Here is a 16,017-nt window from a genome sequence, read left to right as displayed (position 1 = left end):
TATTAGTTAGCTTCTTGCCACTGGTCGTCTGATAATTTTAATTCAAACGAATATTGCCTTCAAGTTTATGCGGTCTATGAATTGGAATAGATAGTCTTAAATGATCGTAAAATCATTTTCATCAACATCGACACCGTTTTCTATATTGGCGATATGGGAATATCCCCCGGCGGTTTGTCCGTTGTTGTCCACATAAATATCGTTGTTGCTGTCGCGAATAATGGTGGCATTTGTTGAGGTGGCATTTGTGCCGTCATAAACCGCATTAATGGTTTCAAAGGTGACAGTGGAAATGGAAAAATCCCCCCCTTTGATTTGAATATGATCAATCCCGTGTGAAAAATCCCGAATGGAGTCGTCGCCATCACCCAGTTCAAAATAAAATGTATCGCTTCCAGCGCCGCCACTTAAAACATCGGCACCGCTTCCGCCTTGCAGGGTATCGTCACCATCAGCACCAAAGATATAATCTAGTCCAGCGGCTCCTTTTAAGAGGTCATTATTGGCGGATGGATCGGCAATGATTTGTCCAACAAAGCCTGAGGTTTGCCCAGTTAGGCTGAAATTATCAGAACCGGAGGCAAAAATTTCGATTTCGCTGTTTGTCAGGAAATGATTTTTAAGGGTGATGCGGTCCCCTGTTTTGAAATCCAGAATGAGATCATTTCCGTTTTGGTTGACATGAGATAAATCTGCAATGCTGAAACCCGAAATCTTGTCAGTGTCTCCGCCACTGTCTGTGACAGTATCGTTGCCGGATGTTTTGGCAAAAACGAAGGTGTCGTTCCCGGAACCGCCTTCTAGCAGATCGTTTCCTTCATGACCTGTCAGGGTATCGTCCCCGTCACCACCGGATAGGGTGTTGTTCAGGAAATTCCCGATCAATTGATCATTGCCCTGTCCCCCCTTGGCATTTTCAATAAAGGTACCAAAGGCAATGGCAACATTGTCTTCGCCGCTGTAAGTGGGTTGGTAACTGCCTGTGTACCCACTGGGTAACTGATCGGTGACGGGATTGTAAATACCGATGGAGCTAAAGGATCCCGGCGTTAAATCAATGATATTGTTGCGGGTGAAATTGCTGGCATCAATGGTATCGGAGCCACCGGCATCCCAAATTGTTTCAATAAATCGCCCGTTGGGATCAAAATTATAGGTATCATTGCCTGTGCGTGTGGTTGTGTTGCTGCCATATAAATGCTGCATGGTCGCAACGTCATAAAGCATGAGGCTTTCGGGGTTCCAATGATAGGCTGTGTAACTAGAATTACCCGTTATATCTATGACGAGAGATTTGGGGTGATTGGTATAGGACATGACCGAATATTGGGTGCTGTCGGTTCCTGACGTTAATTGATTATTGCCTTCAAATGTATGGGTCAGACCGGTTGCATGGCCAATTTCATGTAGCAGTGTGTAATAACCGTGACTGCCATCGCTTAAGGTTTGGTTGGAGGTTTGGTTGTTGGCGATAAAGACATCGCCGGATTTATCATTTGCCAGATATGTGATCCCATTGTGGGTGTAGGTCACGCTGGGGGCATAGGCCTGCCCGGCAGATGTGCTTTGGGTACTGTTGCCAAAACGCAAAATGCCCCCATCACCAGTATCGGCGACTTCGGTAAATGTGATGTTGGCAATTTCGCTGAAATGGGCCAATGCTTTGCGAACAGCGGCTTCTTGCGCACTGGACATTACGCTGAAATTGGCGACTTCACCCGCAGCATAATAAGAAGGCACGTTGTCCATGAAGCTATAGGTCAAATTGACAGATGTGCCCACAGATGTATCGGCATTCCAGCGTGAATAAGCATCGTCATATAAAACGCCCGTGACATATTCCGGGCGTGTGATGGCGTCTTTTAGGGCCAGTGTTTGGTCTGCGAATTCCAAATTTTCAATATTCTTAAGGGTCGTTGCGCCATCGCGATTGGCAACCGTATCGGTGACGAGATAACCATCTTTAAAAACGGCGACGCTGTATTCACTGAAGTTTCCACTAAAGACGGCATTGTCTGTACCACTGCCACCATCCAAAAAGTTGTTTCCGTTTAGACCCTTGAGTTTATCATCGCCGTCACCGCCAAATAGACGATCATGACCCGCCGCACCGTTGATAGTATCGTTTGCGCCACTGACCCCGGCCAGAATTTGGCCTTTTACCCCACTTGTTTGTCCGCTTAGTCCGAAAGTGTCATTGCCGGAAACAAGGATTTCAACCTCGCTACCGCTTTGAAAATGGTTTTTAAGGGTAAGGCTGTCCCCGGAATAAAAATCAAGGATCAGGTCATCGCCTTGGCGCAAGGCATTGGATAGGTTTTCAATGGTAAAGCCTTCGATCTTATCGGCAGTGCCTGCACTATCTGTGATATTATCTTGTCCGAAACCGGTTGAAAAAAGATACCTGTCGTTTCCATCCCCGCCTGCCAATTGGTCATTACCAGCCCCGCCAAATAACAAATCGTCAGACATACTGCCTGTCAGTGTATCTACATTGTTACTTCCGGTTAAAAAGGTACGGGTGGCGGCAGTGATCGTGGTGCCGCTTTCATTTGCGTTATTATCACTATTATCACTATTATCGTTGTTATTGTTGTTTGTATCAGTTGCAGGGGATGATGAATTTTGTGGTGGTACAAGATCATTTTGCGGTGACGTTGGCTTTGCCGCCACAGGAAATGGGGATGCGGGGGGTGAAGGGGGTAAAATGCGCTCTTTCAGATCAATGTCGTCAGGTATTTGATATGTGAAATCAACATGTTCTGTTGATGTAAGCAAGGTTTCATCAGGATGTGGAATATTAGCATCATGTTGATTTTCTAAATCATGCAGTTTGGGCGGTTCACTCAATGAGTAAGGATCGCCTGCCTCTTTTTCTGTAAAGAAAATCGGTTTTTCAGGGCTGAAAAGGTGCGAGGACGAGGTTGGCAAGTCATCTAGAGGATTGTCTTGAGAAGAGGTGTCCGGTACAAAAAAACGATCTGCGTTTTTTAGAAAGTCATCGGGTTGCGCAGTAAAGAAATTTTGTGCAGTCGTGAGAACCAAAGCTTTTGCTTGTTCTGGTGAACTGCCAAAACTTAAGGCTGTTTGTAAGGCGAGCTTGCTAGCCTCTTGTGGGGATACGCCATTTTCAATGGCATTTTCAAAAATGGCACTGACAAAAGCAGCGACTTCCGGAGAAGGACTGTTGATTCCATTTTCCGTTACATCGTTTGTTTGGGCGCGCTGTTGCGTTATGTTTTGGTTTGCCATTTTAGATATTAAAATATGAATAAAAATATACCCAAAGTGTACATTATCATAAAATAGTTAGGTTTTGTTTAAAGAAAATAGAGACTTCATATGTGTGACTTGTCCATTGTCAACAACGCCTTGACGCTTGGTATTTAAAATGGTTGATAGGCTATACCTGCTGTATATGAAAAAATTCGCAATAACTGATTTGATCCATGTCCCCCCTTTCTGCATTGATAATTTCCCGTATTGAAAACCGATTGGAAGCGGCACGGTCTTTATTGGACACAGGGGCAATTGGATTGATCAGTCTGACCTTGTCTGTCCCAAATTTGTCATTTGATCAGGTCCCTCAAAATTTGGAGAGCATGCGATATTGGGCCCGCCCACAAGAAGGACATTATGTGTTGGGCATGGGGCAGGTGGTTGTAAAACGGGCGGCCTGTGAAAATAGATTTTCAGACTTGTCTGCCTTTCATCATCAATTAAAGGAAAACTGGCAATGTCTGGACCCGGACAAAACAGGCAGGCAACCTTTGTTGTTTACAGGCTTTGCGTTTTCTGATGATCAAAGCCATGAAGTTTTTCCAAATGCCTCGATCATGCTGCCTCTGCTGTTGTTGGAACGGGTGGATGAGGTGACGTGTTTGACATTGTCATGGGATATGAAGCCGGGTGATTGTGCTTATTCAGTTCTTCCGCATTGGAAAAAAGCCGTTCGTGATGTGATCGAAACACTGAGTATGACGCGCATGTCTGAGGTATCTTTAAGCAATCGCTTAACCCGCGTGTCTAGTTATCCTCAAAATGATATCTGGTTGGCACGTGTTGGGCAGGCATTGGCAAGCATTAAAGATGGGGAATTGGAAAAGGTCGTCCTGACACGCCGTATCGCGGTACAAGGCGAAAGGCCATTTTCACTTTCCCGATTGATTTCATCTCTGTCCGATCACCATGCAAACTGCACCATTATTGCACAGTCCGGTGCGCGCGGAATTGCTGTTGCGGCGACACCCGAAGGCTTGATCCGACTGGTAAACGGTGTGGTCAAAAGTGATGCGCTCGCCGGGACGATGAAAAACGGATGTCAGGATATGACAGACAAGGACAGGCACGAACATCAATTGGTCGTTGATATGATCCGCGCACGTCTTACCCCCTTATGTGATGATATTGTGGTTTCAGATGAGCCGTCTATTTTGAAATTACGCGCGCTAAATCATTTATGGACGCCGATACAGGCGCAAGCCAAACCGGGGGTGAACCTGCTTGATTTTGCTGCTGCCTTACATCCGACACCAGCAGTGGGCGGCACACCGCAAATTGCAGCCTTGAAATGGTTGCAGCGCCATCAGGAAGACCGTTTGGGATGGTACACAGGTGCCTTTGGCTGGATGACCCCGCAAGGGGACGGCGATTTAAATGTGATTTTGCGTTGTGCGCTGATCAACGGGGATCGGGCTGAGCTTTCAGCCGGGGCCGGGATTGTGTCCGGGTCCGATCCGCAAGCAGAACTATGCGAAACAGAATTGAAATTAAAAACCATGCTTGATGAGTTGGAGGGCGCCTGATGGAACAAAGCGATCAGGGGGTGCGCAATTATCGTTGGGCCTTTGGCGTGATGGATGGGTTGGCATGTGCAACATGTTGTCATGTGGTGATTTCACCGGGGGCCCGTTCCACCCCCTTGGTTTTGGCAGCACATAATCATCCGAACATGACAACTCATGTCATTTTGGATGAACGCAGCGCGGCCTTTTTCGCTCTGGGGCTTGCCAAATCAACAGGTTTGCCCGTGGCCCTTGTCTGTACATCGGGGACGGCGCCTGCCCATTGGCATCCGGCGGTTTTGGAAGCAGATGCAGCCCGTATTCCCCTTGTGTTGTTAAGTGCAGACCGCCCGCCGGAATTGCGCGGATGTGGGGCAAACCAGACAACGGACCAGATTAAACTTTTCGGGGCTGCTGTGCGTGCCTTTTCTGAATTGCCCCCGGCAGAAGATGATTGCACCCACTTGGTCCCGCTCTGTGCACGTCTGGTCAAACAATCGCTTTTCCCCAAAGCAGGGCCGGTTCATTTGAACCTTTCTTTTCGGGAACCCTTATTACCATCATCTATTCCCCAACTTGTGCCCCGTAAAAATGCCGTACAGGTGATGCATCCGCATATGGTTCTGCAAGATGAACAGATCCATGATCTTGTGCAGGTGATGGAACTGGGCGATGGGGTGATCGTGTGTGGGGAAGGACCGTTTGATCAAGGATTTGGCGAGGCCGTCTGTCAGTTGGCAGAACGATGTGGTGTCCCGGTTCTGGCGGATCCCTTGGCAAATTTGCGCTCAAGGGGCGGGCGGGTGTTATCTTGTTATGATGCCTTTTTAAAGAATGAACAAGTGACACAGGCGGCAGCCCCCCGCTGGGTTTTGCGTTTCGGGGCACAACCTGTCTCCAAATCCCTTGGTCTTTATTTATCCGGTTTGACGGATAGCCACCATTTGGTTGTTGATGGTGTGGGGGGATGGTCTGATCCTTTTGGGCTTGTGGATGATATGATTCAATGTGATCCACTTGATCTTTGTGTGCGTTTATCGGGGCAGATTACTCCCCGTAACAATGGGCAGGTATGGAAGACTTTTTTTGCACAGGAGCAGCGATGCCTGAATATTCAGAAAGAGGCAGCATTGCCCCAAGAAGCGGAAGTTATTCAGTTGATTGTGCAAAAGATGGGTGCGGAACATATTCTGTTCTGTGGGAATTCTACGCCTATCCGTTTGTTGGATAGTTTTCTTAACAGCGGACAGGGCATGTTTGATGTTTTGTGTAATCGGGGATTAAGCGGGATTGAAGGCAATATTTCCACGGCATTGGGGATCAGTGCTGCGCGTAAGACAAGTGTGGTTGCGTTGGTTGGGGATTTAACCCTGACACATGATATCAGCGCCTTGGGGATTGATGAAGATGTCAATTTGACCCTTGTTATTTTGAATAATGGCGGTGGCGGAATTTTTGAATATCTTGCCCAAGCAAACCTCGATCTTGATTGTTTTGAACGGTACTGGGTCACACCATCGGCCCCTGATTTTGCACAGGTTGCACAGGGGTATGGTCGCGCATATTATAAAATTGAAGATATAAAAGATTTTTCTGATATTTTTCAGGCTTGTTTGACCAATCCGGGTATAGACCTGATTGAAGTTGTGATAGATAGAAAACAAAGCACGGCGGCACATAAGGCCTATTGGCACACCGTCACCCAAGGTTAAAATCAAGAAAACAGGAGTAAACAGCCCGTGTCTATCCAATGGCAGGAAATTACCGATCCCCAGTTTACAGATATTGAATATCATGTGGCGGATGGAATTGCGAAAATTACCATTAACCGCCCTGAAGTCCATAACGCCTTTCGTCCCGAGACGGTGCGCGGCATGTTACATGCCTTTAAAACCGCCCATCGTGATAAATCAGTTGGGGTGATTATTTTGACCGGGGCAGGCGGTAAGGCATTTTGTTCCGGTGGGGATCAACGTATCCGTGGCGAGGCAGGTTATACCGATGAAGACGGAAGTGAAGGTCTGGATGTTTTGGAACTGCAACGCCTGATCCGCACCATTCCTAAGCCGGTCGTGGCGATGATTGCAGGCTGGTCTATTGGTGGTGGTCATGTGTTGCACTTGTGTTGTGATCTTGCCATTGCTGCAGAAAATGCCCGTTTTGGGCAAACCGGGCCACGGGTCGGCAGTTTTGACGGCGGTTTGGGGGTTGCCCTGCTGACCCGTTTGGTTGGCCAGCGTAAAGCCAAGGAAATCTGGTTCTTGTGTCGCCAATATGATGCACAACAAGCCCTTGATATGGGGTTGGTGAATACGGTCGTACCGTTGGAAAAACTGGAAGAAGAAACCGTGCAATGGTGTCGTGAAATGTTGGCCTTGTCCCCGACAGCCCTGCGTTTGTTGAAGGCATCGTTCAATGCCGATACCGATGGGGCTGCGGGTTTGCAGGAATTGGCAGGCAACGCAACCGGTTTGTTTTATCAAACAGCGGAAGGTCAGGAAGGGCGCAATGCCTATCTGGAAAAACGTGATCCAGATTTCACCAAATATCCGCGTATTCCCTGATTAACTTCGATGAAGATCATTTCATTGACCTATCAACCCTATGAACGGGCGCTACGTCAGCCGTGGCGAACGGCGCATGGGGTCTGGTCGGTGCGCCGCGGCTGGACGGTTGCACTTTGTGATGACACAGGCCGTACCGGGTGGGGGGAGGCCGCGCCCCTGCCCGAAATCGGCACGGAAAGCTTTTCTGATTGTGAAGCTGGTTTGAAACATATGCAATCGGCCCTGTTAGGAGAGGAAGGAGACACCGTCTTAAAGACATTGCCGGCCCTTTTGCCAAGTTGCCCTGCGGTGCGGTGCGCGATTGAAACAGCGCTCGTAGACCTTTTGGGGTGTCAATTGAATGTGCAGGCGGCGTCTCAGGTGCGGTTGAATGTCAGTGCAGGCATTTTGTGTGATTTTTCATCGGATCGATTAAGCACGTTGCATGCCCAAGGGTATCAGGTCATCAAATTGAAAGTTGGTGTGCCGTCGGTTGAAGACGAAATCAAGGCGTTAGAAACTCTTCATAAAAAACTTCCAGACGGGGTTTGTTTGCGACTGGATGCCAATGGGGCATGGGACTTTGAACAGGCTGAACGTTTCTTAAGTGGCATTACCGGGTTGGCGGTTGAAAGTCTGGAAGAACCCTTGGCACATCCGAATGAACAGGCATGGATTGAGCTGCAAAACAAAGTCCCTTTTGTTTTGGCCCAAGATGAAAGTTTGCAAAACGGTCTTTTATCAGCGACGCGGCGCGTGGTGTTGAAACCGATGGCACTTGGGGGGCCGTTATCATCTTATCGATTAGGGCAAGCACTGCAGGAACAGGGCATTGAAACTATCGTTACGACAAGCATTGATGGCCCGATTGCAACCCACGCGGCCTTGATGACGGCTGCTGCGTTGGACCCGGTGGGGCGTTGGGCACATGGGCTGGGCACAGCGGTATTATTTGAGGATCAATCTGGTTTTGATCCGGTCAAGGCGACGATGAGGGCTTGACGGTCTAGTTTACCCATTGCATTTCGGGGCAAAGCCGCCCGTTTTATTGTTTGTGTTGGGCGGTACGGCCCTTTTAAATGTGCATTGGCAAACTGTTGAACGCTTTCTGCGTCTGTGTCGCCAGCATAAAGGATAACAAGGCGCTTGCCCCATTCGTGGTCATTGCGCGCAGTGACGGCAATTTCGTCTACATCGGGGCAGGTTGATAAAATACGTTCAACGGTCGCGGGGTGAACCGTTTCCCCTCCGATTAAAAAGGCATCATCGGCACGACCCATGATGGAAAGTTGCCCGTCATTACCAATGTGACCGAGATCATTGGTAATGAACCAACCGTCTTGCAATCCTTGTCCCATCGTGCGGGCGGGATTGATATAACCTTTCATAACCGACGGACCACGGACTTTCAGGCGCATGTCGTGCAGGCCCACGTCAAAACCGTCCAGCGGTGTGCCGATTTGGCCTTCGCACCAGTCATCGGGCAATTGTTCAAACGTTGAAAACTGCGAGGATGTTTCACTCATGCCATAAGTTGGGCAAATCGGCCAGCCCAGATCAAAGGCGCGGCGAGCAAGATCGGTGGAAATAGCGGACCCGCCAACCAATACTCGTTTCAATCGCCCTGGTGGCTTGCGGGTTCCCAGTTTTTCAAGGAAACGATGCAACATGGTGGGGACAAGGGAAAGGTGGGTGATGCCATAATCATCCATTGCCGCCAAGGCCTTATCCGTATCAAAACCATCTTGCAATACAACGCATGCCCCCGCTTCGGCGCAGCGCGATAATATAGACAATCCTCCAATATGAAATAACGGCAGACAGGCAAGCCATCTATCATCCGCATCAAGCCCAATGCGTTGACGTGAAGCAATGGCAGAAGCAGCAAGATTACGCCCGCTTAACATTACACCTTTTGGGACGCCTGTTGTGCCACTGGTGGCGATGATCAGGCGGACCGCATCGGGTTCAGGTGGGGGAGGGGCAAACGGGATATCCGGGGCAACATTTTCTAAAAAAGCATTGCGGGTGTTTGCCGACATGTTGGGATCAAGGGGCAGGAAAGGGGAACCCGCCATTGGGGCGGCATGGAACATCAAGGTTGTTTGCAATGGATCGCGCGCTTCATGAACCTGAATAAGGCCCGGTTTTTTTAATTTTTGGCTGAGCTGTGTGACTTGCACAAAGAGGTCACGATGAGTGAGGCGGTGAGACTTATAAATAACAGCATCCGCATTTGGATAAGCCTCATGGTTATGCGCAAGCCATGTGCTTGGGTCTGTTATTTCTAGTTCTGCCATTGTCCCGGTGCGCCGTGTTCTTAGTAAACTTGAGGCAGGATTGTTACCAATCAGGGCAGAAAGTCAATAACTTACGATCTAGGCCAAACCATTGTTCAAAGTGACATTGATGTTTTCAGCAATGTTGGCTTGCGCCCCGGATGATGAATGGTCGTAGGTGGTGTATCCGTTGGACGTTGCCCCCTGTGACCATCCGCTATCAGCAAATGTAACACTGTCAGCAGAGGTCCCATCAATTATGACACTGTCGTTGTTGCTTATAGACGTGATGTCGTTGGCTTCAAATATCAGGCTGTTGGCGGTGCTATCGGTTTGCAGGTCGATCTGTTCAATGGAATAGATTTTAACACTGTTTGTCGTCAGGTCCAGATTATCACCATTGTCTAGGCGTAGCGTATCTGTGCCACTGCCACCGTGCAGGGTTGCATCCCCGTCACTGTAGATGATCGTGTCATCGCCATAGCTGGTGTAAATAATGTCTGCTCCTTCACCACCGCTGGCGGTGTCGCCATCACGGCCTGTCCAGATAAAATCATCACCACTGCCGCCATAGACGGTATCGGCGCCTTTTCCTGTCCAGATATTATCGTTATCGCCTTCGCCATAGACGGTATCATCGCCGTTATCCGTCCAGATGAAGTCGTTACCGGACCCGCCATAGATGACATCGTTGCCATTGTGTGACCAAATGAAATCGGCGCCGTCCCCACCGCGAATAACATCGGCACCATTGCCACCGGAAAGCTGGTCGGACCCGCTTGAACCAACAATCTCACCCGGTGTTCCGGTGATGACCTGATCGGCAAATTGATAATTTTCGATATCGATCAAAATGTCCTGACCATCATCCCCATCGACGGTGTTGTTATCTGTGATGGTTAATTCGCCGTTTTCGTTGGTGGCAAAGGTATAGTCATCGCGGTTGCCGCTAAAGACAGCCGTATCGTCCCCGTCGCCACCATCCAGATAATCGTTACCGCTTCCACCGCTCAGTTGATCATTGCCAGCCAAGGCGGTTATGGTGTCACTGCCTTCTGTGCCACTTAATGTGTTGGCCGTACTGGTCCCTTCTGTAATACCATCTTCGGCAAAGCTGGCAACGGCTTGTGTCGAAACGCTCTCCAAACCATCAGAGACCGTATAAGTAAAGGTTACATTATCGGTGGAATTGGCAACGGGGGTGTAGGTCCAGCTGTCATTACCGTTGTAGGTCAAAGTTCCGCCTGCGTTGGTTTGCAGGTTCTGAATTTGTAGGCTATCGTTATCCACATCTGTTGTGTTTGCCAGCAATTGTGCCTTGGTAAAGGTCAGGCTGGTATCTTCTTGTCCGCTCAAACTTATCGGTGCACTGACAATGGGGGCATCGTTGAGCGCAGCAAAATGGGCCGTGGCGGTTGTCTCCAATGTCCCACCGTTATTGTCACTGATGATGTAGTTAAAGGTGACATCGTCTGTGGTGTTTTCAACTGGAGTAAAGGTCCAGCCGTTTTCTGTTGCAACCAATGCCCCGGATGAAGCCGTCAAGCTTTGAATGACCATGTTGTCCCCATCGACATCGGTTGCGTTGGCAAGCAATTGCGCTGCTGTCAGATCGAAGGCAGTGTCTTCCGTCGCGTTAAAAGAAACAAGGTTGGAAATGGTTGGGGCATCGTTGACCGGGTTAAGGGTCAAGGTTGCGGTTTGCTGTGCCGATAAGGCTTGTCCATCAGAAATATTATACGTGAACGTTACCGGGGCTGTGCTGTTCGCTGTTGGCGTGAAGTGCCAGTTTCCGCTTTGGCTGTCGAAGGCAAGGCTGCCCGTGCCACTGCTGATGGATATATTGGCAACACTGATACTGTCTTCATTTTGATCGTAACTGCCGTTTAAAAGCTGTGCAGGTGTAATCGTAATATAGCCCGCTTCGCCGCCGTCTTCCAAACCACTCAAAGAAACAGCATCGCCAAGGGTGGGGGCAATGTTCGGGTTTTCACCTTCCTGACCTTGATAGTTATTATGTACATTAATGGTAGCTGTCGTGGCGGTTTTGCTGGTGCCGTCATAGACGTTATAGGTGAGCGTGACATTATCAAAACATTGCGGGGTAAAAGACCAGCCCCCGTCAGTTTCACTTGTGTAACCGCTTGAAAATGAAATGTCGGTAATGGACAGGTTTGCACTGTCGGTATCAACATCGGTTGCATAAGCCAGCAGTTGCGATTTACTGAGGAAAACTGTGTCTTCAATATAAACGCTGAATGTGGCAGTCCCGGTGATGATGGGCGCATCGTCCACACTGGCAATGTTTACAATTGCATGGCCATCGGTTGTGGTGGTCCCATCGGAGACTTTAAAGGTGAAAGAAACTTCACCATTTGCATTTAAGGCTGGTGTATAGGTCCATGTGGTTGCATTAATTTTTTGAACGCTGCCACCATCGTTTGTTGCCAAATTTTCAATGTTGAGCGTATCGCCGTCCACATCGCTGGCATATTCATTTAACAGTTGATCTTGCGTAATCGTCAGAACGGTGTCTTCCGTTCCACTTAGACTGACAGGTGTGCTTGAAACCGTCGGGGCATCGTTGACAGTACCAAATTTGGCTGTTGCCGTGGTGTCAATTGTCCCGCCGTTGCCGTCGCTGATGGTATAGGTAAAGGTGATATCAGAGGTGCTATTTTCGTCGGGGGTATAAAGCCAGCCATCGGCTGTTTCTTGAAGGCTTCCTTGTTGGTTACGACCATCTATTGCAAAATTTTCGATGCTGAGTGTATCGCCGTCAATATCGGTAGCATAAGCTAGTAATTGCGCTTTGCTGATGGATAGCGCTGTATCTTCTGTGCCATTTAAGATGACGGTGTTGGAAAGGGTTGGCGCATCATTGACGTTTTCAATTTCAAGCGTAGCTGTCTGCTGCACGCTACCGCCTTTGCCGTCACTGACTGTGTAGGTCAGGATGACATTATCGGTTGAATTGAGTGTCGGCGTAACTGTCCATGTACCATTTCCGTTATCGACAACGGCCCCACCAGAGGTGGCAACGACATTTAAGATATCCAGACTGTCACCGTCTATATCACTGGCATGGGGCAGCAATTGCGATTTGGTCAGGGTAATTGTGCTGTCTTCTTGATAATTGCCATCGCCGTCACTGGAAAGGGTCACAGCACCACTTAAGACAGGAGCATCATTCACCGGTGTTATTGAAATTTGTGCCGTCGTGGGCGTTGATTTAAAACCGTCGGAGATTTCATAAGACAGGGTAATGGTTTGGGTTGCATCGGCATTCGGGGTGATGGTCCATGTCTGATTGCCGTTATCTTGTAAGCTAGCACCGCTGATCGTAACATTGCGAACATGCATTGTGTCTGTGTCGCTGGCGTTGGCAAGCAATTGTGCTTCACTGAGGGTGATGGCCTTATCTTCCAATGTCGTGAAAGCTGCGGGTTCGCTTATGGACGGTGCGGCATTGCTGGTATTGGTTGATCCATCGCCGTTGACATCCCCGATTGAAGCCCCTTCAATTTTGCTGGTCAAGTTGCTTGCACTATATTGATTTTGTAAATTGCTAAGATCGCTATTATCGCGCACCGCCGTTTGCAGGTCACTGGCGGCATTGCTGGCAACAACGGCAACTTGCGCTAAACTGGACAGGAAGTCATTACCCGTTCCCCCCAGTGCAATATAATCATCAACGACACTGTTTGATGCACTGATAATCTGGGCACTGTTGGCGGCGGCATTGTTGGCTTTGGTGAGATCATCCCCACTGAGCAAATTACCAGCGGCTTGTGAAATAACAGATTGGATTTTTGAGGCATCCGAGATGTTAAAGCTGCTGCCTTGTGTTTTGATGGCATCGGCAATGGCATTGAACAAGGTCGTACCCGCTGTCCCGGTTTCCAGTGTCGTGCTGCTGGATCCTTCCAAAACGGAAGCCGCCTGAACAATGGTATTTTGAATTTGTACGCCGACAGCGGCCAGTTTCGCAATGTCACTGTTAGAAGCCCCGGCGACCGGGTCGGTCGTTGTCAGATCAAGATCGGCGCTGAGACCAAAGGCAGCTTTAAGATCACTTTCAGAAACCCCGTTGGCAAGCAGGGTTGTTAAGGGGGTTACGACAGTTGACCCTTCAGGGGCTTGTAAAACACCATAGAAGGCTTTGCCCGTTGCGATGTCCGTTCCGCCGGACATGGATATAATATAATCACGGGCGGTCGTGCTGAGGGTGTAATTCCCGCTGCTATCGGTGATGGCGCGATCTGTTTCGTTGGCATCCATGACACCATCTTTATCCAGATCTATCCAAACATTTGCCCCGCTGAGATAGCCATCCACACCTTTGCCGCTTAATGAGACGGGGTCGGGGTCGTTATTTACAGGAGTGGTGGTTTCTTCTTCTGCCTTTCCAGTGTTTTCGTCCTCGTTATTCTGACCTGCCTCTCCGGTGTAATTGCCAGTTCCACCATTTTCCAATTGTGCGATAACAATGGGGTCGGACGATCCATCATCGTTGTCATTTTCATGGGGGACAAAAACATTATTACCATCTTCGTTGCCCTCTTCTTGTTGTTCGCCATTTTGGGGGGCATCTGTTGTTTTGTCGGCAAATTGGTTGTTGCTTTCCCCCGGATTGGCGTTCGTATTGGCTTCATAGCCGACATATTCACGCGCGCGTTGGAATGCATTTTGCGTGATTTCATAAGCCCCATGCGCGGCATTTTGTGCGACTTCTGCGGCGGCATTGGCTTGTTGAGCTTCCTCGCGCGCTTCCAGCATAAATTGATAAGCTTGGGTTGCTTTATCTTCGGCTTGCAGGGCAGATTGTCTTGCGGTCTCTGCATTTTGCCAAATTTGTTGCAGGTTGAACTCCAGCTTGTTGAGGGCTTGTTGCAACTGCAGGATTTCTTGATCTGTTGCGCCTGAAGCAATCAACTCCTGCAATTGTTCTTGTAAAAGCTGAAGTTTTTCTTCTTCTGTCAATGCCTGTTGTGCCAAGGCATCAGCTTGGGCCTTGGCTTCATCGGCAGCTTGCTTCAAGGCTTGCGCATCGGTTTCGGCCTGTTGGGCCTGTGCTTCGGCATCTTGCGCTTCACGGGCGGCGATTTCTGCGGCTTCTTTTAGGGCGGCTTCAAGTTCTTTTGCCTCCAGTGCTTTTTCAGCAAGGCTGGGGGGTAAATGATTTAGGGTATCGCGGGTTAAGCGGTTGATTTCGTCTGTAGTGAATTGGGAAGATCGAAAATTACTGTCAGATCCGCCGTCCCAGCTCCATCCCACATTGGCCTGATTAGTGGACCCTAATGGGGAACCGTTTAAGGCAAAAATAACGATTTCACCCGGTGTGTCCCCTTCCAGTGTGGTTTCAATCAGGTTAATAGCGCGGAATTTCCCTTCGGCATATTCTAAAAAGACTTTGGTGCCGCGAATACCAATGGTGGCGACCGGCGTGTTGATCGCGACCGCATCAGGATTAATTTTGGCAATTTGCCCGCTGACATAGCTGGCGGTGCCTTCAATCAGGGAAAGGACCGAGCTGCCTTCTTGATTGCCAGGGTCATAGACCAGTTCGTCTAGCACCATTTCGGAGTTTTCACCGAGGGAAAATGAGCTTGTGTCTGCAAGGGTAATTCCGACACCCCCATCGGTGGATGTTTCCAAACGGTCACCTTGGAAAACGGGGTCGCCTGTGTTGAGAATGGCGCTGCTGCCATCGGCGCGCACAACGCTGACACTACCACTGACTTCTTCGACAAGGCCAATCGGTTCGCCTAACGCAACATCACCTTGCGGGGTGGCTTGCGCCGTTTGCAATCCGGGGATGTCAAGAACGGGGGCGGCTTGGGCATATTGGTTGATGCTGTCAATGTCGGGCAGGTTATCATAGGCCTGTGTATCAAACCATTCGCCGTTTGCTTGTTGTAAATTCGGGCTGTGTTCCTGAAGGTAATAATCTTGAATGAGGAAGTGATCACCTTGGGCGGACTCGATCATCATGTCTGCGCCATCACGAATGACCGTGGCATCGGACATGTCTAAGTCTTCCGGTAAATGAATGACCGAAGGGTTCCCTTGTGGTTCGAGCACGTGAAAGGGGTGGCTGTCGCCTGCATCAAAAACGGTTCTCATAGACAATCCTCACATTGTCTATACCATTTGTTCTATATTTTTTTATCGATGCTTTGCTTCATACCCTCAAGATTTGATCCTATTGGACCCTACATCTTCTGATGAAAAAATACATAACACTATGGTATTACCTTGGTATTACCTATTTCTAAGGATATGTATTTTTACGTATACTTTCTAGGTTTTATTTTAAGTATTCCAAATCGCTCAATAAGTGTGGTTTTCTTTCTTTTTTATTTCAAAGACTTGTTCGAAAAAGAATGTCGTTTTAAGGTTTTGCTT

General features: G+C 48.8%; 7 protein-coding genes. 4 read left to right on the top strand and 3 right to left on the bottom strand.

Annotation, left to right across the window (positions count from 1 at the left end; genetic code table 11):
• Window positions 1–96: 96 nt before the first annotated feature.
• A complete protein-coding gene (locus ACI0FF_RS14785; protein ID WP_419797554.1) occupies window positions 97–3,252 on the bottom strand; it encodes a M10 family metallopeptidase C-terminal domain-containing protein in 3,156 nt (1,051 codons plus the stop codon).
• Between the two features lie 197 nt (window positions 3,253–3,449).
• On the opposite strand from ACI0FF_RS14785, the gene ACI0FF_RS14780 reads away from it, so the two are divergent.
• Genes ACI0FF_RS14780 through menC form a run of 4 tightly spaced genes read left to right on the top strand, consistent with a single transcriptional unit; the run spans window position 3,450 to window position 8,332 of the window.
• Complete coding sequence (locus tag ACI0FF_RS14780) at window positions 3,450–4,805, top strand: isochorismate synthase (protein ID WP_419797553.1); 1,356 nt, start codon at window positions 3,450–3,452, stop codon at window positions 4,803–4,805.
• The gene (menD, locus tag ACI0FF_RS14775) at window positions 4,805–6,496 is read left to right on the top strand and encodes a 2-succinyl-5-enolpyruvyl-6-hydroxy-3-cyclohexene-1-carboxylic-acid synthase (RefSeq protein ID WP_419797552.1); all 1,692 of its coding nucleotides are present in this window, start codon (window positions 4,805–4,807) and stop codon (window positions 6,494–6,496) included. The genes ACI0FF_RS14780 and menD overlap by 1 nt, the downstream gene beginning before the upstream one ends.
• Before the next feature lie 27 nt (window positions 6,497–6,523).
• Window positions 6,524–7,348: a 1,4-dihydroxy-2-naphthoyl-CoA synthase gene (gene menB / locus ACI0FF_RS14770; protein WP_417821418.1), complete on the top strand. Its 825-nt coding sequence runs from the start codon at window positions 6,524–6,526 to the stop codon at window positions 7,346–7,348.
• A gap of 9 nt (window positions 7,349–7,357) precedes the next feature.
• On the top strand, window positions 7,358–8,332 hold the full coding sequence (gene menC, locus ACI0FF_RS14765) for an o-succinylbenzoate synthase (protein WP_419797551.1): 975 nt from the start codon (window positions 7,358–7,360) through the stop codon (window positions 8,330–8,332).
• On the opposite strand, the gene ACI0FF_RS14760 is transcribed toward menC, so the two are convergent.
• Both ACI0FF_RS14760 and ACI0FF_RS14755 read right to left on the bottom strand, forming a co-directional pair.
• On the bottom strand, window positions 8,290–9,630 hold the full coding sequence (locus ACI0FF_RS14760) for a class I adenylate-forming enzyme family protein (RefSeq protein ID WP_419797550.1): 1,341 nt from the start codon (window positions 9,628–9,630) through the stop codon (window positions 8,290–8,292). The two genes, menC and ACI0FF_RS14760, sit on opposite strands and share 43 nt — an antisense overlap.
• 78 nt (window positions 9,631–9,708) lie before the next feature.
• Entirely contained in the window at window positions 9,709–15,735 is a 6,027-nt protein-coding gene (locus ACI0FF_RS14755; RefSeq protein ID WP_419797549.1) for a cadherin-like domain-containing protein, read from the bottom strand.
• Window positions 15,736–16,017 lie beyond the last annotated feature (282 nt).

It is taken from the genome of Terasakiella sp. 4MB5A, assembly GCF_050058155.1.
Classification (GTDB): Bacteria; Pseudomonadota; Alphaproteobacteria; order Rhodospirillales; family Terasakiellaceae; genus Terasakiella; species Terasakiella halodenitrificans.
The sequence above is the reverse complement of the archived record's forward strand: the minus strand, read 5'-3'. Positions and strand labels throughout refer to the sequence as shown.